This is a genomic window from Mesorhizobium sp. IMUNJ 23232 (assembly GCF_044326205.1).
GTDB lineage: Bacteria > Pseudomonadota > Alphaproteobacteria > Rhizobiales > Rhizobiaceae > Kumtagia.
Genome location: NZ_JBIRCY010000006.1, coordinates 14,437 through 39,655, shown reverse-complemented (window position 1 = coordinate 39,655; position 25,219 = coordinate 14,437). Strand labels below are relative to the sequence as shown.

General features: G+C 64.8%; 14 protein-coding genes. 10 read left to right on the top strand and 4 right to left on the bottom strand.

The features are described from left to right. Positions 1-22: 22 nt before the first annotated feature. Complete coding sequence (locus ACH196_RS06050) at positions 23-1,417, bottom strand: aminotransferase class I/II-fold pyridoxal phosphate-dependent enzyme (protein ID WP_396645789.1); 1,395 nt, start codon at positions 1,415-1,417, stop codon at positions 23-25. Then, a complete protein-coding gene (locus ACH196_RS06045) occupies positions 1,414-8,919 on the bottom strand; it encodes an SDR family NAD(P)-dependent oxidoreductase (RefSeq protein WP_396645788.1) in 7,506 nt (2,501 codons plus the stop codon). The genes ACH196_RS06050 and ACH196_RS06045 overlap by 4 nt, the downstream gene beginning before the upstream one ends. A 600-nt stretch (positions 8,920-9,519) precedes the next feature. Between ACH196_RS06045 and ACH196_RS06040 the strand changes: the two genes are divergently transcribed. From ACH196_RS06040 to ACH196_RS06030, 3 genes are all read left to right on the top strand, one after another. Continuing rightward, the gene (locus ACH196_RS06040; RefSeq protein WP_396645787.1) at positions 9,520-10,971 is read left to right on the top strand and encodes a phosphomannomutase; all 1,452 of its coding nucleotides are present in this window, start codon (positions 9,520-9,522) and stop codon (positions 10,969-10,971) included. After that, the gene (locus tag ACH196_RS06035; RefSeq protein ID WP_396645786.1) at positions 10,968-12,383 is read left to right on the top strand and encodes a mannose-1-phosphate guanylyltransferase/mannose-6-phosphate isomerase; all 1,416 of its coding nucleotides are present in this window, start codon (positions 10,968-10,970) and stop codon (positions 12,381-12,383) included. Before ACH196_RS06040 ends, ACH196_RS06035 begins: the two co-directional genes overlap by 4 nt. A gap of 74 nt (positions 12,384-12,457) precedes the next feature. Continuing rightward, complete coding sequence (locus tag ACH196_RS06030) at positions 12,458-13,030, top strand: DUF1349 domain-containing protein (protein ID WP_396645785.1); 573 nt, start codon at positions 12,458-12,460, stop codon at positions 13,028-13,030. Positions 13,031-13,548: 518 nt separating this feature from the next. Here ACH196_RS06030 and ACH196_RS06025 read toward each other — a convergent pair. Then, a complete protein-coding gene (locus tag ACH196_RS06025; RefSeq protein ID WP_396645990.1) occupies positions 13,549-14,550 on the bottom strand; it encodes a LacI family DNA-binding transcriptional regulator in 1,002 nt (333 codons plus the stop codon). Between the two features lie 236 nt (positions 14,551-14,786). Between ACH196_RS06025 and ACH196_RS06020 the strand changes: the two genes are divergently transcribed. From ACH196_RS06020 to ACH196_RS05990, 7 genes are all read left to right on the top strand, one after another. Further along, positions 14,787-16,382 (top strand): sugar ABC transporter ATP-binding protein, encoded by a 1,596-nt coding sequence (locus ACH196_RS06020; RefSeq protein WP_396645784.1) that lies wholly within the window; start codon positions 14,787-14,789, stop codon positions 16,380-16,382. Beyond that, entirely contained in the window at positions 16,379-17,695 is a 1,317-nt protein-coding gene (locus tag ACH196_RS06015) for an ABC transporter permease (protein WP_396645783.1), read from the top strand. The genes ACH196_RS06020 and ACH196_RS06015 overlap by 4 nt, the downstream gene beginning before the upstream one ends. Then, positions 17,692-18,660: a substrate-binding domain-containing protein gene (locus tag ACH196_RS06010; protein ID WP_396645782.1), complete on the top strand. Its 969-nt coding sequence runs from the start codon at positions 17,692-17,694 to the stop codon at positions 18,658-18,660. Before ACH196_RS06015 ends, ACH196_RS06010 begins: the two co-directional genes overlap by 4 nt. 375 nt (positions 18,661-19,035) lie before the next feature. Continuing rightward, on the top strand, positions 19,036-19,869 hold the full coding sequence (locus ACH196_RS06005; RefSeq protein WP_396645781.1) for a DUF6030 family protein: 834 nt from the start codon (positions 19,036-19,038) through the stop codon (positions 19,867-19,869). Positions 19,870-19,997: 128 nt separating this feature from the next. Further along, on the top strand, positions 19,998-21,221 hold the full coding sequence (locus tag ACH196_RS06000) for an MFS transporter (RefSeq protein WP_396645780.1): 1,224 nt from the start codon (positions 19,998-20,000) through the stop codon (positions 21,219-21,221). Between the two features lie 176 nt (positions 21,222-21,397). Continuing rightward, positions 21,398-22,372: an ABC transporter substrate-binding protein gene (locus ACH196_RS05995; protein WP_396645779.1), complete on the top strand. Its 975-nt coding sequence runs from the start codon at positions 21,398-21,400 to the stop codon at positions 22,370-22,372. Between the two features lie 159 nt (positions 22,373-22,531). After that, positions 22,532-24,133 (top strand): ABC transporter permease, encoded by a 1,602-nt coding sequence (locus ACH196_RS05990; protein ID WP_396645989.1) that lies wholly within the window; start codon positions 22,532-22,534, stop codon positions 24,131-24,133. A gap of 7 nt (positions 24,134-24,140) precedes the next feature. Here the strand turns inward: ACH196_RS05990 and ACH196_RS05985 are convergent, their stop codons facing one another. Then, a complete protein-coding gene (locus ACH196_RS05985; protein ID WP_396645778.1) occupies positions 24,141-25,181 on the bottom strand; it encodes an ABC transporter ATP-binding protein in 1,041 nt (346 codons plus the stop codon). Positions 25,182-25,219: the final 38 nt, after the last annotated feature.

Here is a 25,219-nt window from a genome sequence, read left to right as displayed (position 1 = left end):
CGCGGTTCGCCCGGCCCGGCGCTCAGACTTCCGCGGCCATCCTGCGCAGCACCGCCTCGACATCGACCGAGCCGATGCCGAAATTGCGGGCGACCAGCGCTTCGAGCTTTTCGGCGGTCTGGTCCACGGCGTATTCGATCTGCTCAGGCGTGTGCTCGCTGGTGATGAAGAAGCGCAGCCGCGCCAGGCCCTCCGGCACCGCCGGGTGGATGATCGGCATGACATTGACGCCGGCCGCCAGCAGGTCGTTGGAAAGCTGCGCGGCCCGTAGCGAGTCGCCGATGATGACGGGGATGACGGAGCAGCCGACGCTGACGCCGGTGTCCAGTCCGCGCTCGCGGGCGAGGTCGAAGAACAGATTGCCGTTGCGGCGCATGCGGGCGACACGCTCTGGCTCGCGGTCGATCAGGTCGAGCGAGGTCCATGCCGCGGCGGCAAGCGACGGGGCGAGCCCGACGCTGTAAACGAAACCGCCGGCGTGGCCCTTGAGCAGCGTGATCAGCGCCTGGTTGCCGGCGATGTAGCCGCCACAGCTCGCGGTCGTCTTGGACAGGGTTCCCATCCAGATGTCGACGTCGCGTGGATTGCGCTTGTGATATTCCGCCGTGCCCCGGCCGGTATCGCCGATGACGCCGAGCGCATGTGCGTCGTCGACCATCAGCCAGCATCCGTAACGCGACTTCAGTTCGATCAGCTTGGGCAGGTCGGCGACGTCGCCATCCATCGAATAGACGCCTTCGACCACGATCAGGATGCGGCGATGGCGGCCGGTGACCGAGCGCAGCACGCGCTCCAGGTCTTCCATGTCGTTGTGGCGGAACAGCCGGCGATGCGAGCCCGAAAGTTTCGCTCCGATCAGCGCGCTGTTGTGGATGAACTCGTCGTGGATGATGAGATCTTCCGGGCCGAGCAACGTGCCGATGGTCGCCACATTGGTCAGGTAGCCGCTGACGAAGACGATGGCGGCCTCGACCCCGTAGAAGGCGGCGATCTTGGCCTCGAGTTCGCCATGGACCGGCCGCTCGCCGGCGACGAGGCGGCTGGCCGAGGCCGAAATGCCGTAGCGGTCGATCGCGGTCTTGGCCGCTCCCAGCACCTCGGGATGACGGTTCATGCCGAGATAGTCGTAGGAAGCGAAGTTGATCAGCGTCTTGCCGTCGACGACGGTGGTTGCGCCGGCGGCGCCCGCATGGCTGCGGAAGAACGGGTTGTCGATGCCGAGCTGGTCGCCGGCGGCCGCCTGCGCCATGATCTGCTTGTGCTCCGGCAGGTCGGTGAACGCGGGAGCCGGACTGGCCTGCGGCACGGCGGCCGGCCGGGCGGGGCGCTTCGGTGTCGCCGGTCGGGCATGGTCCTTCATGAAGCTCAGGACCTGGTCCCGGACCGCCCTGGAACCCTGGTTGGTGCCGTCGGTCATTGCACGTTCGCCTTGGCCGGATTGGTGTGGCGTGTCGCGAGGTGATCGACCACGACGGTGTTCGCCGCCTTTTCCTCTGCCTCGTCGGATCCCGCGTGCTGCGTGATCTTGAGATAGAGTTTTCGGGACACGTCGCCAACCGTCGTGCTCTGCGTGACGCTCGAAAGCGGCATCTCGAAGCCGGTCTTCTGGCGGAAGCTCATGCCGAGTTCCATCGCCATCAGGCTGTCGAGACCGACATCCTTGATCACTTTCAGCGGCGATATCTCGCTGGCCGGGACGCGCAGGATCGACGCAATCTCGCTTGCGACAAGCTGGAAGATGAGATTCTCGCCTTCCTCCTGGCTCTTGCCCTCGACCAGCGCCACGAGATCGATCAATTCGCCGTCGCCCGCCGTCGACTGGGTCTTGGCGGAACGGGCGACCACGTCGAACAGGGGCGCGGCGACCGTCTTCAAGTGGCGGGCCATGCTCATGTCGATCTCGGCGATCGCCACGGAAGCCGCGTCGACGGTCCCGGGATCACGCAGCAGATAGTCCTCGACATAGGCCAGCGCTTGCGCTGCGGTCATGCCGGTCTTGCCGATGCGTTTCGACAGCATGTCGTTGACGTCGGTGTTGCGGGCCAGGAAGCCGGTGTCGGAGATCGCGCCGAAGCCGGCCGCCAGCGCCGGCAGTCCGATGCGTCGGCGTGCCCGGGCCAGCCCTTCGAGATAGCCGTTCGCCGCGACGTAGTTCGCCTGTCCCGGATTGCCGACCAGGGTGGTGGCCGACGAGAACAGGATGAAATGGTCGAGTTCGTCCTGGCGGGTCAGCCTGTCGAAGATCGCGGCGGCCTTGGCCTTCGGTTCGACGACGGCGCGCACGCGCTCTTCCGTCAGGTTCTCGATCAGCGCATCGTCCAGCACCATGGCGGCGTGGATCACGGTCTTCAGCGGAGCGTCCGCCCGGATATCGCCGAGCATCTTGGCGACCGCGGCTTCGTCGGTGATGTCGCAGGCATAGACACTGGTGATCACGCCGCGCGCCGCCCATTTGCGGATCGCCGCCGCAGTCTCTTCGTCGGCGACGCCGCGGCGCGAGCAGAGCGCGAGCTTGCGCGCGCCATGTTCGACCAGCCAGCCGGCCGTCGCCAGGCCGAAGCCGCCGATGCCGCCCAGCACCAGATGCACGCCTTCGCGGTCCAGTTGCAGGCCGGCGCGCGGGGCGATGGACACGAAATCCTCGCCCGATACCGGCGCGGTCACGACGATCTTGCCGATGTGGCCGGAGCCCTGCATCAGGCGGAAAGCGCCGACGATCTCGTCGTGCCGGAACGCGCGGTAGGGCAGGGGCGCGAGTTCGCCCCGATCGAACATTGCGGAGATTTCGGCAAGCAGGCTGGAACTCAGTTCCGGCAGCGTGTTCAGCAACTGGTCGGCGTCGATGCCAAAATAGCTTATGTTGCGACGGAATGGCCGAAGCCCGATCTTCGTGTCGGAGTAGAAGTCGCGTTTGCCGAGTTCGAGGAAGCGGCCGAACGGTTTCAGCAGCGAAAGGCTGCGCTCCATCGCTTCCGAGAACAGCGAGTTGAGCACGACATCGACGCCCACCTGACCGGTCGCGGCGAGCACATCGTCGACGAACTGCAGGCTGCGCGAATTGAAGACGTGGTCGGCGCCCAGCGTTTCGAGCAGCCGGCGCTTTTCCGTCGACCCGGCCGTGGCGATGACTTTTGCGCCGCGCGCCTTGGCGATCTGCAGCGCCGCGAGCCCGACGCCGCCCGCGCCGCCATGGATCAGGATCGTCTCGCCGGGACGGATACGCGCCAACTCGACGATCGCATAGTAGGCGGTGAGGAAGGCGACCGGCAGGGTTGCACCGGCGATCGGGTCGATACCGGCGGGAAGTTTCGCCACGCCGGAACGCTTCACGCAGACATGCGTCGAGAACGCTGCCGGCGCGACCGCCATGACCGCATCGCCAACCGCGAAACCCTCGACATCGACGCCGACGGCCTCGACATAACCGGCGCATTCCATGCCGATGGTCGGGCCGGCAAAGCCGTCTTCGAGCGCTTCCTCGGGCAGCATGCCCATGGCCCACATCACATCGCGGAAGTTGAGGCCGGTGGCCGCGACAGCGATACGGATTTCGTCCGGCTCCGGCTCGGCCGGGACGGTAGTCTGCCATACGATGCTGCCGACCTGCGAGGCCGTGCGCTGCCTGACAGTCGCGGCGGCGAAATCGCTGGTCGATGCCTGGCCGGCCGGCAGTGGGCCGGGAACCACGCGCACTTCCATCGCGCCGGCGGTAACCGGGTCAATCGCCCATTCGCGGTTTTCGCTCTCGGCCGTCATCAGGGCCAGGGTCCGCTTGATGCGGGTTGCGAAATTCCAGTCCCGGGCGCCGGAGAGATCGACGGAATGGAGGTCGATCACGTCGAACTCATTTCGCAGCACGCGCAAGAATGCCCACAATCCGGCGTCGCTTGCGGATGCATGATGCGCCGTCTCTTCGGCCTCCATCACTGCCGCCAAACGCTTCTTCACGGCAGGCGCATCCGAGGGTGCGTGTGCTCTCAGGACTTCGGCGACGGTACGCAGCCGTAGGACGCTGCGCTGCAGCCTTTGCGACCCGTCGCCCTCAATGGTGTCGGGCAGATAGATGACGTTGACGTCGCCATTGCCGAAGCGGCCGAGCGCCGTCGTCAGTGCGGCGCGATCCTTGTCGGCAGTGCCGGTCAGGCGCAGGAAGCCGGCTTCCGAATCCTCGAACGCGGTCCTGGCCTTCGCGGATATCCGGCCGTCATGGACGACAAGCACAGGTGGCCGGGCGGCAGGCGCCGCGGTCACCGCATCTGCGGCTCGTCCGCGTGCCTCGACCGCGATGGCCGGTCCGTGAGCCAGGCTGTGTCGCGCTACGGCGACATTTTCGAAGGGCAGGTAGCGCAGCAGCGAGTGCCAGTCGTCCACGGAGGCAAGCTGCCCGATCGGGAACTCGACGCCTTTGCTGCGGTCGAACCATCCGTGGTTGAGACCGAAGGCAAAATCGACGAACGCATTGGGTGCGGTCGCGCAGAACAGAAGCTGCGTCGAAGCCCCGACCGCGGCTTCGATGGCCTCGTGGCCGCCTTCGGCGCTCAGCAATTCGTAAATATGGTCCGCGGCGCTGACGATGATGTCGGCGGCTCCGGTCCGCGCCAGGTCCGACGGCCGGGCAATGGTGACATGCGGAGCGGTTTCGAAGGCGATCGAAAGTTCGCCAAACGCGGCATCACGCGATTCCACGGCAATGAAGGCCGCCCCGGCTTCTGCGGCGAGGCGCGCAAAATTCGCCGTCACCGAGCGAGAAACCGTGCCGAGCTCAATGATGCGGCGCGCTGGCGCCGAGGCTTTCCGCGCCTCGATGGCTTTCTTCAAGGCGCTGGTCACCATGCCGACGCGGCTCGCGCTGGCGGGCGAATGCACCCGCAGGCTTTCCAGCACCGTATCGCCGATGACATAGGGTTTCGGCTGGCCGGAGTTCTCCTGCCTGGCCTGTCCGCTGGATGGCGCATGCAGCGCGTCGAGCCGCTGAATCGCCTCGAAACACACATCGTTGACGGCAACGATCTCGGCGATACGGTCGGGCCGTTCGCGATAGATGGCGTTGAGGATAGCCGGAACCGGCGGCAGCGAGCATTCCGCCTGAAGTGTCCAGTTGCCGTCGCCTTGCGCGGCGAGGCCGACTTCCTCGAGCAGATACAGGCCATTGGCGACGAAACGCTGGAAACCCAGATCGCCGGGCAGAGCGTCACTGGCAATGACGCCGGTGTTGCGGCTTGCCTTGCGGGCGATCTCGAAATTGGCGCGATAGATTGCCGCTTCGAGCATCTGCGACGAACCGTCGCCCTCGTCATCATCCGACACGGAGAAGAACGGGACAGGCTGTTGCCCGGTCTGCTGCCTGCCCGCGTCGCCGAACGGCGACAGCCGCGAGGGTATCAGGGTCTGGTGATAGCTGACGTCTTCGAGCGGCTTCTGCTGACGCAGGAAAGTGCGTTTGAAGCGGCAGTCCTCGAAGCTGGCGACGACTTCGCCGGCCTTGTCGAGGAAGATGAACCCCGCCTTGATCGAGCCGGAGGAAACACGCCCGATGTCTATGATCGCGCGCGTGATCGTCGCGCCGGGGCGATAGAGGCGCGCCGTCCCGAAACGCACGGGAATATAGGGCGCGCCGCGCTTTTCGCCCGAAATCTCTCCGAACACCGCGACAAGCCCGTGGAAGGCCGCGTCGACCGACACCGGATGCAGGCTGTAGGCGGAATGCGGGTTCCTGGCCGGCTCGGGCGGGGCGATGGCCACGTCGATGCGGCTTTCGCTGATCCGCGACGCCTCGCGCATCAGGCGGAAAGTCGGCCCATAATCCAGCCCGAACTGATGGGCGGTCTCGTAGGCCGTTGCGCCATTGATCAGCGTCGTGTCGGCGCGCTTCCAGGCGGGCGACATCGCCGCCGGGCGTCCGGTCGAAAGTTTTCGGCAGCGGGCAACGGCATGCAGCGTCCAGTCGTCGTTGCTCAGCCTGTCGCGCGACTTGATCTCGACGTCCCCGGTATCGCCGAAGATCGTCGTCGACAGTTCGCGAAGATGGTTCTCCGACAGCTCCAGCGGACGGAATATCTCCAGGTTGGAGACCTCGATCTGGTCGGTCGAGAAAAACTGGCGCGCGACCGAGAGCGCGATGTCGAGGAACGCGCTGCCCGGCAGGATCGATTTGTGGTCGACGACATGCTCGGCCAGATCCGGAAACAGATGGGCGTCGACATGGTTCTTCCAGCTGCCGCTCGACAGGTCGATCCGCCACCCGGCCAGCGTGTGAGGAGCCTCGAGCCGCCCGTAGAGGTCGATCGCGTCGCTGGTGAACTCGTGCCGCATGTCGGTCGGTTCGAACGGCAGGGACGGCAGGACGATCCTGGCGTTGCGCTGGCCGAACGCCTTGCGCCGGTCGAACGCGCCGCCATTGGCCAGCACCCGCGCATAGACGGTCGACACCGGGTCGGCGACGCTTTCCTCGCGCATCAGCGACGAGATGGCGGAGGCTGCCACGGCGCGCTCCTTGATCGTGTCGCGCAGATACGAGGTCAGGATCGGGCGCGGCCCTATCTCCACGAACAAGGTGCAGCCCATGTCCAGCGCCGCATTTGTGCCGGCCAGGAAGTTCACTGGCTCGCGGACATTGCTCCACCAGTAGCTTGGATCGAGGTTGTTGCCGGAGAGAACACCGCCCGTCACCGTCGAGATGAAGGGGATCTGCGACGGCCTGAGCGCGATCTGCGCCATGTCGTCGAGGAAGTCGTCCTTGGCGATCTCGATCAGCGGGTGATGGAACGGATAGTTGATGTCGAGGACCTGGCCGACGATCCGCTCGGCCTTCATGATTTCCCGGAGCGCGACGATCTGTTCGCCCGGTCCCGAGACCGTCACCGAACCCTTGGCGTTCACGGCCGCGACGGTGATCTGGTCGAGGCCGTTGCGCCGGCAGAACGCCAGCGCATCGTCGGGAGAAAGCTGCATGGCCGCCATGCGGCCGAGGCCGGCAAGCCGGTCCTGATGATAGGAGCGCTTGGCGACCACCGAAACCGCGTCGACCAGCGAAATCGCGCCGGAAACATAGGCGGCCGCGACCTCGCCGACCGAATGGCCGTAGACCGCATCGGGCTTCACCCCGAGCAGCGACAGCACGTCGGCCAGTGCGGCCTGGATGGCGAACAGCAGCGGCTGCGCGATCTTGGTGTCCTGCAGCCTGGTCTCCAGGTCGCCGTCGAACAGAAGGTCGATCAGGCTGATTTGCGAGCGCACCTGGAACAGCGCGTGGATAACGTTGAAACGGTCGCGGAAGGCCATGTTGCGGCGATAGGCATCGATCGCCATTCCCGCCCATTGCGAGCCGTTGCCCGAAAACACGAAGGCGATCTTCGATTGATCGCGGATAGCTTCGGCCTGCACCGCTTCGCGGCTGTCCCGGTCGCGAGTGCGCGAATCGATCGCCTTGACGATCACGTCAGGATCATCGTTCGCCACCACGAAACGATGCTTGAGGTGATGGCGGTTGGCGCCGGCAGAGGCGATCAGCGGCCGCCGTTCAGCCGGCGTCGCGTCCCTGAGGGCTGCACGGTAGGATTTGAGCAGGGTGTCAAGTGCCGAAGCGGTATGCGCGCTGGCGAGGAAGACCTTGCCGACTGCTTCGGGCTTTTCGCGTTCGCGCGGGTTCTGCGGGTCGCTGATGATGATATGGGCGTTAGTGCCGCCGAAGCCGAACGAATTCACGCCGGCGAGGCGCGCATGCTTGCCGTGCAGCAGCTCGATCGGCTCGGCTGCGACATGGACATTGAGCGCATTGAAGTCGACTGCGTCGTTCGGCGTCTCAAAGTGCAGCGAGGCCGGGAAATAATTGTTCTCCAGCGCCAGCATCGCCTTCATCAGCCCGAGCAGGCCGGAGGCGGGTTCGGTGTGGCCGATATTGCTCTTGATCGAGCCGATCGGGATCGGAGCCCTGCGGGCCGCACCGATGACCGTGCCGATCGACCAGACTTCGGCCGGATCGCCGACCTTCGTGCCGGTGCCATGGCCTTCGATGAAGGCGAGACGGTTCGGATCGATGCCGTTGCCTTCGTAGAGCGATTTGAGAAGCTGCGCCTGTGCCTGCTCCGAGGGCAGGGAAATGCCGTTGGTTCGGCCCGCCGAATTGACCGCGGAAGCCAGAACCCGGCCATAACTCCTGTCGCCTTGGGTCAGCGCGACATCGCTGCGGCGCAGGATAACGACGGCGCCGCCCTCGGCGCGGACATAACCCATGCCGTCATTGTCATATGCCCGGCAAAGTCCTTCGGGCGAGAGCATGCGGGCCTGGGCGAAACCGACGAAAGCGGCGGGATGCGTAAGCGCGTTCACGCCGCCGACGATCGCTGTATCGACCTCGCCGCTTTCCAGCGCCTTCATCGCCAGATCGAGCGCCACCAGCGACGACGAGCATGCGGTGTCGACCGTCAGGCTCGGCCCATTGAGCCCGAAGACGTGCGAAATGCGGTTGGAAACGATCGACAGCGTGTTGCCGGTCATGAAATGCGGACCGGCGGCGGCTGGATCCTCGACCATCAGATTGCCGTGGTCGAGCGCCGAAGCGCCGACATAGACGCCGACGCGCTGATGGCGAAGGTCGGAAAAATCGATGTTGGCGCTTTCCAGCGCGCGCCAGGTGAGTTGCAGGATCATCCGCTGCTGTGGGTCCATCAGTTGCGCTTCGCGCTGTGACAGCCCGAACACGCCAGGGTCAAAGCTGAAGCAGTCGTCGATGATGCCGGCTGCGAAACTGTAAGTCTTGCCGCGCGTGCCGATCTCGGGATGCCAATAGCGCGACTGGTCCCACCGGTCGGCGGGCACTTGCGTGATCATGCAGCGACGCTGCCGCAGCAGGTCGAAAAGCTGTTCGGGTGTGTCCGCGCCGGGCGCTCGGACTGCGCGACCTATGATTTCTACCGACATGTCCCCTGACGCCACTATACCAAGATCATGAATGAAATACCGGCTTTCGCAAGCCGGGCGTCAGCGGAAGCCGCTCGTGCTTCCCGTATATGTTGCGCCTCGCAAAAGAAGACGAGAATCTGGAAATGACACCATTGGCGTGTCCCACCGTCCTGGTAGTTGCATCCTGAGCCCGCAAATTGCCTGCCGCCTAGTCTCATGCTCCCCAGCAATTCCGTAGTAGCTCATATGGTGGCGCGAGACAATCGACGCGAGGCGAATAGAAAGATGCTGCAACGTAACCCGATCGGGAAAGCGTTTCCATTCAAACCTTTAACCGGACCCTGCCGGACCGCTCGTATCGCCGCCGCCTTTCCGTCCTTATTGTCCATGCGAGTCGGACGATTCAGCGGCCAAGTCGAGTCCAATCGTGGTTTTCTTGCGTCAAACCGCCAAAAAATAGCAGCCATGACTCTATCGCATGGCTGCGCGGCGAATGGCAGGACGATCGGGTCGTCGAAACAGGTCGACGTCGTGCGCGGGCTGGTTGCAGGAAACGCCCGGCATTGACAAGCCGCCGCTGCCCGATCATTGGACGCACCAAGCGCTGAAATCGCGAAAATGCGGGGTGGAATGGTTGCGTTCGGCACGAGCGGACTTCGCGGCCTGGCCACGGACCTTCTGGCCGGCCCCGGCTACGCCCATGTGGCGGCCTTCGCGTCCTATCTTCTCTCCAGCGGCAGGGTTGCCCGCGGCGGCAAGATCCTTGTCGGCTGCGACCGCCGCGAGAGCAGTCCGGATCTGACCCGGCAATCGCTGGCGGCGCTCGTCGGGGCAGGGCTTCAACCCGTCTATTGCGGCATCCTGCCGACGCCCGCGCTTGCTTTCAGCAACATCACGCTTGGGGTGCCGGCGGTCATGGTCACGGGGTCGCATATCCCGCCGGACCGCAACGGTCTCAAATTCTACCGGCCGGATGGCGAGATCGACAAGGCGGATGAGTGCGCGATTGCCGCGCTGGCCCTTGAAGCTTCCGCCGCCGGCATGCCGGTATTGGCCTCCTTGCCCGGCCTGCCGTCTCCCGACGGCGAAGCGCTCCGCTCCTACGTTGCGCGCTACAAGGCAGCCTTCGCCGAACCAATCCTGCAGGGCCGGCGCATCGGCGTCTATCGGCACAGTTCCGTCGCCAGCGACACGCTCGCTGAACTCGCCGCCTGGCTGGGGGCGGATGTGATGCCGCTCGGCGAAAGCGGCGAGTTCGTCGCGGTCGACACCGAAGCCATCGACGCATCCACGGCCGGGCGGCTGCAAAACTGGTCGCGACAACTTCGGCTGGACGCGATCATCTCCACCGATGGCGACGGCGACCGGCCGCTGATGACCGACGAAACGGGCGCCGTCATAAGGGGCGATGCGCTCGGCCTGCTGTCGTCTCTGTTCCTCAAGGCGGACGCGGTAGTGACACCCGTCTCGTCCAACCCGGGAATCACCGGCCGCTACGGCTTCACCGTCATCCGCACGAAAGTCGGCTCGCCCTACGTGCTGGAAGAGATGGACAAGGCGGTGGCGCAAGGGTTCAAGCGCGTCCTCGGCTTCGAGGCGAATGGCGGACTGCTGGTCGGCACCCCTGTCGAGGTGAACGGTTCCGCCCTGGCCGCGCTGCCGACACGCGACAGCATCCTGCCTATCCTCTGCGCCTTCTCGGCCGCGCATGCGGCAAGGCTGCCGCTGTCGGAACTGGTCTCAGACCTGGCGCTGCCGGTCTGTCTCAGTGGCCGCATCGAGAATTTTGCGCGCGGAAACAGCGACAGGCTGATGGCGAAGCTGCGCATTTCGACGGAAAATATCCGCGTTTTCTTAAGTGATGTCGGAATAGTGTCCCGCGTCGAGGATATAGACGGGATCCAGATCCATCTTGAGGACGGCGGCATGATCCATTTGCGGCCATCCGGCAACGCTCCGGAAATGCGGTGCTACGCATCCGCGCCGACCGGTGAGCGAGCCGCGGCCCTGTTGCAGGCGGGGCTGTCCAGGATCGAGCAATTCCCTGACAACAACGGGGCAGGCGATTGAGCATCGTTTCAGTGATCATCAGCGGCGGCGCCGGCGCGCGGCTTTGGCCGCTGTCGCGCGAAAGCCATCCGAAACCGCTGATCGACGTCGGCGACGGGCAATCGCTTCTCCAGCATGCCTTCCGCCGTGCCCTGGCGATCCCGGGGGTAACGGAACTGGTGACCGTCACCAACCGCGAACTGCTGTTCGCCAGCGAGGACGAATACCGCGACACCGGGCTGACGCCACCGGGCCTGACCTATCTGCTCGAGCCGGAGGGCCGCGAGACGGCGGCGGCGATCGCTGCCGCGACGCTTGCCGTCGAGGAAGCACATGGCCGCGACGCTGTGCTGTGCATACTGCCGGCGGACCATATGGTCGCGGACGTGCCGGCCTTCGTCGCTGCGGTCGAGCAGGCGACCGCCCTGGCCAAAAAGGGGCGCCTCGTCACCTTCGGCATCCGCCCGACGCGCCCTGAAACCGGCTACGGCTATATCGAGGCTGATGGCACCGACGTCGTCCGCTTCGTCGAAAAGCCCGACCTCGAAACGGCGGAGAAATATCTCGCCAGCGGCCGCTTCTTCTGGAACGCCGGCATGTTCTGCTTCACCGCCGCCACCATGCTCGATCTGCTCGGAAAGCTCGGCGCCGACATTCTGCAGGGCTGCCGCGACGCCCTGAAGGCCGCCCGGCGGTCGTCGGGCACCGGCGTGGTCCAGATCGAACTGGACAAGGCGACATTCTCCACGGTCCGCAAGGAATCCATCGACTACGCCGTGCTGGAAAAGGCTGACAACGTCTCGGTCGTGCCCTGCGACATCGGCTGGAGCGACATCGGCTCCTGGACGGCCTTTGCCGACCTCTTGCCCGGCGATGAATTCGGCAACCACACGCTGGGCGAGGTCGCGCTGGTCGATACGAAGAACTCGATCATCAGCGGCGGCGGCCGGCTGATCGGCGCGGTCGGCGTCGAGGACATGATCATCGTCGACACCGCCGACGCGCTGCTCGTCGCCCGCAAGGATGACGCGCAGAAGGTGAAGACGCTGTTCAACCGGCTGAAGGCCGAGGGACACGAATCGACGAAACTGCACCGCACCGTGCATCGCCCGTGGGGCACCTACACGGTTCTGGAGGAAGGCGAGCGCTTCAAGATCAAGCGCATCGAGGTCAAGCCGGGTGGCCGCCTCAGCCTGCAGATGCACCATCACCGCTCGGAGCATTGGGTCGTCGTCTCGGGAACCGCGCGCGTCGTCAATGGCGATACCCAGATGCTTCTCGCCACCAACCAGTCGACCTATATCCCGGCGGGAACTAACCATCGGCTGGAGAATCCGGGCATATTGCGGCTCGTCATGATCGAGGTGCAGACCGGCGATTATCTCGGCGAGGACGATATCGTCCGCTTCGATGATGTGTATGGTCGGAGTTGATCGGAATCCGGCCAATGCTTTCCGTAGCCCGGCTGTTTCAGAGATCTCCAGACGAAGAGACGGGGAGGGGAGTTTTGACCGGCATTTATAGTTGGATCAACGAGCCCGCCTCATGGCAGGGCGACGCCGCCGACCTCACCCTGGCAACGGGCGAGGCGACCGACTTCTGGAAAAAAACCTTCTACGGCTTCACCCGCGACAACGGCCACGCCTATCTCCGCCCGGTCTCCGGCGACTTCAGCGCCTCGGCGGCGGTCCTCGGCGCCTATGAGCAGCTCTACGACCAGGCCGGCCTGATGCTGCGCATCGACGAACGCAACTGGATCAAGACCGGCATCGAATATACCGACGGCCTGATGCATTTCAGCGTGGTGGTGACGCGCGAAATGTCCGACTGGTCGGTGATCCCGCTTCCCGATGCCACGACCGAAAGCCGGGTCCGCGTCCGGCTCACCCGCCATGACGACGCGGTTCGCGTCCAGTATGCGATCGACGATTCGCATTGGCGCATGGCGCGGCTCGCGCCGTTTTCGGCGGCCGACGCCTTTGTCGGTGTGATGGCCTGCTCGCCCGAGCGCGCCGGGTTCCGGGCGCAGTTCCGCGATATCGAAGTCGGACCGGCGATCGACCGGAAGCTGCACGACTAGATCCGGCCGCTGCATTGTCCGGGCTGCGCGCAAGCAGCATCGCCCGCGTTTCGATCGTCAATCCCTCCGGGCCGTTCTCCTTGACTATCCGCGTTCGTCGCTGCGAAGCGAGCAAGGCGGACGCTGGCACGGCTTTTGCAACGTCTGAATCGCCAGCCACATTTTGGCACCGATGTACCAAATCGGGAATGAAAGATCGCCGGGGCATGGGCGGGGTGGGTTAGGCCCCGGCGAGCTTTCAATAGGTTGGTGACCGGGCTCACCTCAACACGTGGCGATATGTTGCCTGAGTTCGCCTCGTGGTGGTGTGCAGTGAGCCCGGCCGTCTCCTACGCTATCTGAGTCTTCGAAATACTGCTTTTTACAATAACGTATGTGCACAGCTTCTAATGCGCATCATGGTTACCTGTTCCTAAACGAAACAGGTAAAAATGCGAATTGACCGGCCTGCTGCCGCGTTTCCGCCATTTCGGCACAAGCCCATTCGATGTGGCCGGCGGACAAAGCGAACATGTCGCCTATCCGCCTATTCGCGGAGCGCAGGAGTTTCGCACGATCAGCCTGCCCTGCAGCACGATTTTTCGCGGCGGCGCGTTGCGATTCGCGCCAAGCCGGTCGAGCAGCAGTTCCGCCGCTTGCTCGCCGATGGCGCGCACCGGCTGCGCGACGGTGGTGAGCTGCGGCTGAAAAACGTCGGCCCAGGGAAAATCGTCGAAGCAGGCGACCGACACGTCCTGCGGACAGGTGAGGCCGAGGTCGCGGACCGCCTTCATCGCGCCGATGACCATCGGGTTGTTGGCCGAAAAGATGGCGGTCGGCCGGTCGGCCACCGAGAGCAGTTGCATCGCCGCCCGGTATCCCCCGGCCTCGCGGAAATCGCCGATGCGCACCAGGTCTTCGGCGACCGGCAGGCCCGCTGCCCGCAGCGCCTGGTCGTAACCCAGCCGCCGGTCGTGGATGGGTGAAGTGTCGAGCGATCCCGAGATATAACCGATGCGGCGGTGGCCGAGACCGATCAGGTAACTGATTGCGTCAAACACCGCGCGCTGGTTGTCGAGCACGACGGCGTCGGCCTCGATGCCCTCGCAGAGGCGGTCGATCAGCACCACGGGCACGCCGCTTCCCTCGATCACCTTCTTGAAACTCGCGCCGTCACCGACGCGCGCCACGATCAGCCCGTCGACCATGCGGTCGAGCAGCAGCCGGATCTGTTCGTCCTGGTTGTGCAAGTCCTCATCGGTGCAGAACAGCATCACCGCATAGCCGGCGCGGTCGAAGGCCTGCTGGATGACCGAGACGACGTCGGTGAAGAACGGGTTGGTGATGTGCGGCACCGTCAGGCCGATCGTGTGCGTGGTGCCCATCTTCAGGCTGCGGGCGATGGCGTTGCGCTTGTAGCCGATGTCGCCGATCACCCGCTCGATCCGCGCCTTCAATTCCGGGCTGACGACGGCATTGCCGTTCACCACCGCCGAAACGCTGGCAACCGACACGCCGGCCGCCTCCGCGACATCGATCATCGTCGGCGCGTCGGATCGTCTGCGGCGGCGGGATTCGCTCATTTTCTTGAAACGTTTAGAAATGCCCGTTTCAAGAGGACTAGGCAGTTTTTGCCTGTTTTGCAAGCGTTTGGCTGTTTGCGGTGCAACATCTTCCGTAATTACTCCAGACGGACAGGGCATCGCATTGACAATCCCGAAACGTTTAGATTAGCTTTCGAGGCAGATGACGACGTGGAAGGGAGGCCACGGTTGTTATGACGGGAGAGCCGCTTTCAGCCGCTTCTGGCGATCAAAGTTCCGGCGCTGGACGGCGTCCGGTGCTGGTCGCTTCCGGCGTCAGCAAGCATTTCGGCGGTATCGCCGCCCTGACCGATGTCGGTTTCGAACTACGTGCCGGCGAGATCCATGCGCTGATGGGCGAGAACGGCGCCGGCAAGTCGACGCTGATGAAGATCCTGTCGGGCGTCTACGCCGCCTATGACGGCGAGATTGCCGTCGACGGTCGGCCGGTTCATTTTGCCAACGTACGGCAGGCGGAAGCCGAAGGCATCGCCATCATCCACCAGGAACTCAATCTCGTCCCCGAGCTTTCGGTCGCCGACAACATTTTTCTTGGCCGCGAGCCGCGCATTGCGGGTCTGATCATCGACCGCAAGGCCTCGCGCGCCGCCGGGCGGGAACTACTTGCAAGGCTGGGTATAGCGCTCGATCCTGATGCCCGTGTCGGCGGCCTGCGCGTCGGCGAGCAGCAGCTTGTTGAGATCGCCAAGGCGCTGTCGCTTTCGGCCCGCATCCTGATCATGGACGAGCCGACATCAGCGCTTTCGCCAGCCGAATGCGAGCGGCTGTTCAAGATTGTCCGGCAACTGGCCGAAGACGGCGTCGCCATCGTCTACATCTCGCATCGGATCGACGAGGTCATGCACCTTGCCGACCGCGTGACCGTGTTCCGCGACGGCCGGCATGTGCTGACACGCGACATCGCGGATCTCGACGAGGACCGTATCATCGCCGCCATGGTCGGGCGCAACCTGTTGGCCACTGCTGGCACGGAGCGGAATTCGAGCGGAGAAACAATCCTTTCGGTGCGTAACCTCACTCTGTCCAAGCCGCATCGGCGCGGTTGGCGCGAGGTGCTACGCGGCGTCAGCTTCGATCTCTGCCAAGGCGAAATCCTCGGCATTGGCGGCCTGCTAGGCTCCGGCCGCACCGAGATCCTCGAATCGATCTTCGGCTCGACCACCGGCAGCGTCGGCGGCGAAATCCGGCTTTTCGGCGAGGCGGTCGACATCCGCTCGCCGCTGGACGCGAGGCGGCTCGGCATCGCGCTGGTAACAGAGGACCGAAAATCGCAAGGCCTGCATCTGCAATCCTCCATCACCGACAATGTGGCGCTGCCGCTGGTCAGCCGTCTGTCGCGGTTCGGCGTGCGGTCGTTTTCGGCGGAAGGCGATCTGGCGCGCCAGGCGGTCGAAAAACTCGGCATCCGCTGCAGCGGTACCGGGCAGCTTGCCGGCACGCTTTCCGGCGGCAACCAGCAGAAAGTGGTGATCGGCAAGTGGCTTGCCACGCGGCCGCGCATCCTGCTTCTCGACGAGCCGACGCGCGGCATCGATGTCGGCGCCAAGCGCGAGATCTACGACCTGGTCTTCCGGCTGGCGCGCGAGGAGGGGCTGGCGATTGTCATCGTCAGCTCCGAGCTTCCGGAACTCCTGCTCCTGTCGGATCGCATTCTGGTCATGGCCGAAGGCCGCCAGACCGGCCTGATGAGCCGCGCCGAGGCAAGCGAGGAGCGTTTCATGCAGCTTGCCGCGCCTTACGGCGGCGTGCGTGGAAAGACCGCCGCATGACCGCTCTGCGCTTCCTGTCCAGGACAAAACTCTATTGGGGCCTGATCGCCATCTTCCTGATCGGCGTGCTGACCTCGCCGGTCAGTTCCAAGGGCAACAACATTTTCCTGTCCTATGGCAATCTGCTCGACGTGCTGCGCCAGGTGTCGATCACCGGCCTGATCGCCACGGGCATGACCGCCGTCATCATCACCGGAGGCATAGATCTGTCGGTCGGCTCGCTGATGGCGATCTGTTCGGTCGTTACCGCCATGCTGCTGACCGTCGAGGGCGACACGCCGGCTGCGGCGATGGGACTGCCGATGGCGGGCATCGTCGCCTTGGTGATCGGCTTTTCGGTCGTCCGCTTCGTCTTTTCCAACATTGAAAAGGCGCGGGCCGGCGGGTCGGTCGGTCGCGACCTGACGCTCGACACAACGCGCGGGCTGGTCATTCCGCTCGCCGCCGGCGCGGTATTGGCCGGCCTGCTGATCTGGTTCCTGTTGCCGCAGGTCACCACAAAATTTGGCGTGCTCGGCGTATTGATCGTCGCGCCCTGCGTCGGCCTGTGTTTTGGCGCCATCAACGGCCTGCTGATCGTCGGCGGCCGGCTGCAACCCTTTATCGTCACGCTCGCCATGATGGTGACGGCGCTGGGCATCGCCCGGCTGACGGCGGGTCAGAACAATGCCGTGCTGCCGGTTTACACCGGCTCCAACGCCGTCGCCGAGTTCGACAATCTGCGCTCGCTGCTGTTCGGCGTGGTGCCGATGCCCGGCATCTTTTTTATCGCGGCGCTGGTGATCTACGCGGCGGTGCTGCGCTTCACGCCGTTTGGCCGCTACGTCTATGCGATCGGCGGCAATGAGGAGGCGGCGCGGCTGTCCGGCATCGAGGCCGGCAAGGTCAAGATCGCCACCTATGCCGTCTCGGGGCTGCTCGCCGGCATCGCCGCCGTGCTCTATGTCGCGCAATACCGCCAGGGCAAGCCCGACGCCGGCGCCGGGCTGGAACTCGACGCCATCGCCGCCGTCGTCATCGGCGGCACCAGCCTGATGGGCGGCCGCGGCTCGATGGCCGGCACCTTCTGCGGTGTGCTGATCTTCGGCCTGCTTTCCAACATCCTGCAGCTCCACAACATCAACTCGAACCTTCAGCTCGTGCTGAAGGGCCTGATCATCATCGGCACCGTGCTCGTGCAGGAGCGCAACGCCGCCGATCTCCTCAGCTTTCTGCGCCTGCCGGTCCGCCGGCCGGCGCAAAAGGAAGCGGCAGCGCGCAAGCTGCCGCCGCAAGAAACAGCAACTGAAAACATCGGAGGAAACACCAAATGAAACGTCGCGACCTGTTCAGACTTGCCGCCCTGTCCGCCGTGCTCGTGTCGGGCACCATGCTTGCCGGAAGCGGCGACGCCTTCGCGCAGGACAAGAAGTGGAAGATCGGCTTTTCGCAGGCGACCACCATCGAGCCGTGGCGCGCCCAGTTCAACAAGGACATCATCGCTGAGGCGGCGAAACATCCCGAGGTCGAACTGATTATCACCGATGGCGAGGACAAGACCGAGAAGCAGGTAGCCGACGTCGAGAACCTGATCCGCCAGGAAGTCGACGCATTGCTGGTCTCGCCGAAGGAATCGGCCGGCCTGACCGGCGTGGTCCAGCAGGCAATTGATGCGAAGATTCCGGTCTTCGTGCTCGACCGCAACGTCGACACCGACCAGTACACGCAGTTCGTGGGCGGCGACAACAAGCTGATCGGCCGCGCGGCAGGCGAATATGCGGTGGAAGTTCTGGGCGGCGCCGGCAAGGCGACGGGCAACGTCGTCGAGATCTGGGGCGGCATGGGCACCCAGCCCGCTCATGATCGCCACGACGGTTTCCATGAGTTCACCGACAAGGAGCCGGGCATCAAGAACCTGCTCGACCAGCAGTCCGGCGACTGGAAGCAGGACCAAGCCTACAACATCATGGCCAATGCGCTGAAGAACAACGAGAAGATCGATCTCGTCTACGGCCACAACGACCCTATGGCCTATGGCGCCTATCTCGCCGCCAAGGACGTCGGCCGCGAGAAGGAGATAAAATTCATCGGCATCGACGCGTTGCCGGCCGAAGGCGTGACCTGGGTGAAGAATGGCGAGCTCACCGCCACCTTCCTCTATGCCACGCCGGGCGCCGAGGGTCTTCGCCAGGCGATCAAGCACCTGAACGGCGAGAAGGTCGAAAAGGCGATTGTGCTGCCGACCGAAAAGGTGACCTCCGAGAACGCCGAGGCGATTCTGAAGGAAAAGGGCCTGTAATATTGTTCCATATCGGGCGGCGCTGGCGCCGCCCGGTTCGTTCGCAACAGGACGCGGTGGGCCACGTCACGTTTCTGCTGGTCGGATCATGGTTCTGGCGCTTCGTAAGGGGCTAATGTCCGGTCTCCGAGGGCTCTATGTCCGGCCTATCGTCGGGTTTTCCAATGGATTTTCCCGCAAGCCTCTGAAGTCGTTCTATCTTTCAGGCATGACATAGTGAGTGTCGGTCGGTCGCCCTTCGGGTCTTGCCGCGCCAAAGCCTTGTTTCCCTTGCAAAAGCTTTAGCGATAATTAGGGCAAGCTGACGGAAGCTATGCTTGATGCCGCATCCCGCCCGGAGCGGCAGGCGAGGCCGCGCAGGGAATGAAACGGGACATGCCGAGCGAACCTGAGATTGCCGGGGGGAAGGACGCGCGATCGACCAGGATGCGGGCGATCCTGCTGCCGCTTATGGGTCTTGCGCTCGTGCTGCCGGTCGTGGCGATGGTGTCGATGATGCCCGAATCCGCGCCGCGTCCCGAACCGGCGCTGCCGGTAGAAATCCTTGCGGATCAACCGGTTACAGTAACCAAGGCAATACTTGCCACGCCGGAGCCGACGCGCTTTCGCCCGGGTTTTCTTTCGTCAAACGTCGACAGCCCGCATCCGTTTCGGCCGCTGATCGGCAAGGATCCCGAGCGCATCTGTGAGAACCTCGACGGGGCCGGCTTTGCCAATCTCGGCTGGAAACCCGCCGAGGTGGCCGGCACCGGATGGGAGTGCATGGCCCGCACCGACGAGGCCGACATCGTCGACACCAGCTCGAACAGCCTGTTTTACATGCTGCGTGGCCGCGGCGGCCAGCGCATCGGCAACGCCCGGCTAAAGATCAACCTTCCAGATCCCGCCAACGGCGCGTCAATGCTCGATCAGGCACAGGAATTCGTTCGCTTTTTTTCGGAACAGGTCGGCTTGGCCGCGCCACCGGAAATCCTCCGCGCGATCCGCGACACCCAGCCGGCCAGGGTCGTCCTGCGTGATGCCACCTACACTTTGAAGCGTGAGTTCGGCGATCCGCCCCGCTACAATCTGTCGATCGAGTTCGGCCCAAGCCCTTATTCTTTCTATCAGACCGCCGACCTTCGGATCTCCGGCGAAGCAGGCCTGACCCTGCCGCCCGCGGCTCCGGCAGCCGGTGGAACCGAGAAAGGCCCGCGGCTTCGCAACTGATCGAGCCGCCGGCGACCGCTCCACCCCTGGAGCGGTGGAAAGCGCGCCGTGGCGCTGACGCCCCCCAGTGATCGGCCCGATCATCGCGGAAACCCGAATCCGGGCACGAAACGCGCAAGGCCGTCGACATGGACCATACGCAGCGGCTGCATCAGGCGGCCGACATAGACGGCGCCTATGCCTGGACGCGGCTGGCCACCAGCGTGCTTCTGGCCACGATCGGCGGCGCCGGCATGTGGGCGGTGGTCGTCGTGCTGCCGGCCGTCCAGGTTGAGTTCGGCGTGGATCGGGCAGACGCATCGCTTCCCTACACGGCGACCATGCTCGGCTTCGCCTTCGGCAATGTGGTCATCGGCCGCCTGATCGACAGCATCGGCTACTGGCGGCCGGCGCTGCTCGCCTCCATCCTGCTCGGCGGCGGCTTTGTCCTTGCCTCGCTGACCACCTCGATAATCCAGCTTGCGATCGTCCAGGGCGTGATGATCGGCGCCGGTTCGTCGGCGATGTTCGGCCCGTTGATCGCCGATATTTCGCACTGGTTCCAGCGCCGGCGCGGCGTCGCGGTATCGGCGGCGGCGGCCGGAAACTATCTGGCTGGTGCACTCTGGCCGATCGTCATGCCTTACATGATGGCGGCGCAAGGCTGGCGCTTCACCTATGCCGCGGTTGGCGTGGTCTGCCTCGTGACGATGGTGCCGCTGGTCTTCCTGCTGCGGCGGCGCGCGCCGCTGCATGCCGCTTCGAGCCCCAACGGCGCTCGACCAGTTCAGCCAATCTCGATCTCGCCTTCGGCCTTGCAGGCTTTGCTCATCGTCGCCGGCCTCGGCTGCTGCGTCGCCATGTCGATGCCGCAGGTCCATATCGTCGCCTATTGCATGGATCTCGGCTACGGTGTGGCGCGCGGCTCGGAGATGCTGGCGATCATGCTCGCCGCCGGCGTCATCAGCCGCATGGCCTCCGGCTTCGTCGCCGACCGCATCGGCGGCATCCGGACGATTCTCATCGGCTCGGTGCTGCAGGGCCTGTCGCTGCTACTCTATATCCCGTTCGACGGACTGGCTTCGCTCTATGTCGTGTCGGCGGTGTTCGGCCTTTCGCAGGGCGGCATCGTTCCCTGCTACGCGATCGTCGTGCGCGAATACATGCCGGCGTCGGAGGCGGGCAGGAGGGTCGGCATCGTCATCATGTCGACCATCATCGGCATGGCGCTGGGCGGCTGGATGTCGGGCTGGATCTACGACATGACCGGTTCCTACGCCGCCGCTTTCCTGAACGGCATCGCCTGGAACCTGCTCAACGTCACGGTGATGAGTTTGCTGCTGTGGAAATCGAGCCGGCCGGCTGTGGCCTGACCCGAATCCCGATACAGCCTATGCGGCCAGAATAGCTTCCATGTGCGAGCCGGTCGTCCGCCCTCCCACGGCGGCGCGAACTGTCATAGAACAGTTATCCTTCGCGCTTAGGGGAGGGTTTCGCGTCCGGTTCCTTCGTTGCGGATCGGCCACGCTTTGCCGGGAAAGGGATTTTTATGCGCAAGACGGTTCTCGCCTCTCTTCTGTTTGCGGCCGCTCTGGGCCAGGCGCAAGCGGCCGATGGCAAGCTCGTGCTCTACACCAGCCAGCCCAACACGGACGCGCAGCAGACCGTCGACGCCTTCATGGCGAAGAATCCGGGCGTCACCGTCGAATGGGTGCGAGACGGCACGCCGAAGATTATGGCCAAGCTGCGCGCCGAGATCGAGGCCGGCCAGCCACAGCCGGACGTGCTTTTGATCGCCGACATCGTCACCATGGAAGGGCTCAAGAAGGAAGGCCGTCTGCTCGCCTATCCCGAAGCCAATCTCGCGGGCTACGACGAGACGCTGGCTGACAAGGACCGCACCTATTTCTCGACCAAGCTGATCACAACCGGCATTGTCTACAACACCGAGGCACCGTTCGTGCCGGAAAGCTGGGCGGACCTGGCCAAGCCGGAGGCCAAGGGCCTGATCGCCATGCCGAGCCCGCTCACCTCGGGTGCGGCGCTGATCCACACCGTCACGCTGGTCGAAAACCTGCCGCAGGGATGGGACTATTATGCCTCGCTGGCCACGAACGGCGCGCAGGCGGCCGGCGGCAACGGCGACGTGCTGAAAGCCGTCAGCGGCGGCGACAAGCTTTACGGCATGATCGTCGATTACATGCCGATCCGCGAGAAGGCCAAGGGCGCGCCGGTCGAGTTCGTGTTCCCCAAGGAGGGCGTCTCAGCCGTCACCGAGCCGGTGGCGATCCTGGCGACCGCAAAGAATCCCGACGCGGCCAAGGCCTTCGTCGACTTCCTTATTTCCAAGGAAGGCCAGGAGGTTGCGGTCAAGCAGGGTTACATCCCGGTCCGCGCCGATGCCGGTCTTCCCGCCGGCTACCCCGATCGCTCGGCTATCAAGATCCTCGGCTTCGACGCCACCGCCGCCCTTGCGAACGAGACCGCGAACAAGGAGAAGTTCAGCGAGATGATGGGCCAGTAAGACGTCGCCGTTTCGGTGACTTCCGTCCAGGATTTTTTTTTGGCAGCACGGCCAGTTCCGCGGTCCGGCTTTCCAGGCCAGGCCAGCGCCTGGCAAGGCTTGTTCCGCCCCTCGACCATTGTTGTCCTGCTGCTGATCGGTCTTCTCAGCGTTCTGCCGATGGCGCGGCTGGTCGTCGCGGCTATCGCGCCGGGTGGCGAGGTTGATCTCGCTGCCTTCTTTAGCCGCTTGGCAAAACCCTCGGCATTACGCGCCATGGGGCACACGCTGGACACCGCTTTCTTCGGTGCGCTGCTTTCGCTGCTGCTCGGCGTGCCCTTCGCGATCGCCGTCGCGATGACCGACCTGCCCGGGCGCAAGATCTTGGGCTTCCTGCTGCTCCTGCCGCTGATGATCGCGCCGCAGGTGACGGCGCTATCCTGGCTGCATCTGTTCGGTCCGTCCAGTGCTCTGCTCAGCATGCTCGGCCTCGCGCCGCCGCCCGGCACGCCGAACCCGATGCTCGGCCGCAACGGCATCATCCTGCTCTACGGCGTGCAGCACGCGCCGATCGTCTTCATCACGCTGCGCGCCGGCCTGGCGCGGGTGCCGCGCGATCTGGTCGAGGCGGCGCGTGCTTCCGGTGCGGGGCCGGGGAGGGCGCTCGGCACCATTGTGCTGCCTTTGCTGCGTCCCTATCTCGTGGCCGCCGCAGCACTTGCCTTTGTCTCCGGCGTCGGGAATTTCGGGATACCCGCACTGCTCGGCGCGCCGGTCAACTACCTAACCTTGCCGACGTTGATCTATCAGCAACTGGCGAGCTTTGGTCCGGAGGTCCTGCCGCAAGTTGCGGCGTTGTCGGTACTGATCGGTGCGCTGGCGCTGGCGGGCGTCGGCGCCCAATCCTACGCCTTGCGTGGCGCCGGCCACCGCTATGCCGCCGGCACACCGGCGCAATTTCAGTTAGGCCGCTTCCGGCTGCCGCTTGCCGCTCTCATGTGGCTGGTGATCGCCATAATCCTGGTTCTGCCGGCCCTGGCATTGCTGACGACCTCGCTGATACCGGCATTCGGCGTGCCGCTGGGCTGGGAGACGGTGACGCTTTCGAGCTACGCGGAGGTTCTGACACGGCAGGCCTCGACCATGCGCGCATTCCGCAATTCAGCGCTGCTGGCGGGAGGAGCAGCGGTCATCCTGGCAATCGGCGTCATCCCGGCGGCAATCGTCATGCAGCGATTCAGCCAGCGCCTTCGCCGGCCGCTCGACGGCCTGATGGAACTGCCCTACGCGATACCCGGCGTTGTCCTGGCGATCGCCTGCATCCTGCTGTTCCTGCGCCCGCTGCCGTTGATCGGCAGCCTCTACGCGACCGCCGCGATCATTCTGGTCGCTTATACGATGCGGTTTCTGCCGCTGGCGATGAAACCCGCGACCACCGCCATCGGCCAGATCCCGCGCGATCTCGACGAGGCGGCGGCGGTCGCAGGGGCGGGGCCGCTGCGCCGGCTGGCGACGATCACCGCGCCGCTTGCCGCTCCGGCCGCGGTGGCCGGCGGGCTGCTGGTGTTCATGAGCGCCTTCAACGAACTGACCGTCTCGGCGTTGCTGTGGTCGAGCGGCAACGAGACGCTTGGCGTCGTGCTGTTCAGCCTCGAGGAGGCGGGACTGGGAACGCAGGCCGCTGCCATCGCCGTCTCCACCATCGTCGTCGTCATGGTGATGCTGGCGCTGCTCGACCGTGTCGGACGCAAGCTGCCGCCGGGAGTGCTGCCGTGGCGCTGAGGACACGTCAGGCGGTCGGGATGACCCAGGCATCCGAGCAAGCCACATGAACAAGTTCGCCAACAGCCGGCGCGTGGATGCTGTCGAGGACGAGTTCCTCATCCGTCGCAAGCGCCAGCCGCACCTCGTAAACCGGTCCGCGATAAACGGCGTCCACCACCCTCGCGGCAAAACCCTCCGAAGCGAGGCGAAGCGCCTCGGGCCGCAGCAGAATCTTTGCCGGCCCCGTCGCCTTGCCGCCGCTTCGCGCCTTAAAACGATGCCCGGCGGCCTCCACCATCGCCGTCCCGCCCGCGGCCTCTTTCACCGAGCCGGCTATGAGGCCGCCGCGTCCGACGAATCCCGCCACCGTCGCGTCCGCAGGGGCCCGGTAGACTTCCTGCGGCGGCGCGACCTGCAGCAGTTTTCCCTTGCTCATCACCGCGACGCGGTCTGCAAGCGCCAGGGCTTCGGCCTGGTCATGCGTGACATAGACGATTGTCGCGCCCGTACGGCGGTGGATGTCGCGAAACGCGTCCACCATCGAGGCGCGAAGGTGCATGTCGAGATTGGCGAGCGGCTCGTCGAACAGGATGATCTTCTGGTCGGCGACGAGGCAGCGGGCGAGCGCCACGCGCTGCCGCTGTCCACCGGAAAGCTCCTCGATCCGGCGCGCCTGGAAGCCGGCGAGCCCGACGATCTCCAGCACGTCGCCGACGCGCGTGGCGATTTCCGTGCTTGCCGTCCGTCTCGTCTTCAATGGATAGGCGACGTTGCCGGCGACATCCATGTGCGGCCAGAGCGCATAGGACTGGAACACGACGCCGACGCCGCGCGACTCGGGCGCAACCTGCCGCTCAGGATCGGCCATCAGTTTTCCGTCGAACAGGATTTGCCCTTCCGCCGGCGCCTCGAAGCCGGCGATCAATCTGAGCAAAGTCGTCTTGCCGCAGCCGGACGGGCCGAGCAGGGCGGTGAACGATCCTGTGGGAAAATCCAGAGAAATACCATCGACCGCCGCGATGTTGCCGTATCTGCGCGACAGCGTCTCGACGCGAATGAAGGTCACTGCGGGCTCCCGGCGAATCTGATCGACGCGTCATTACC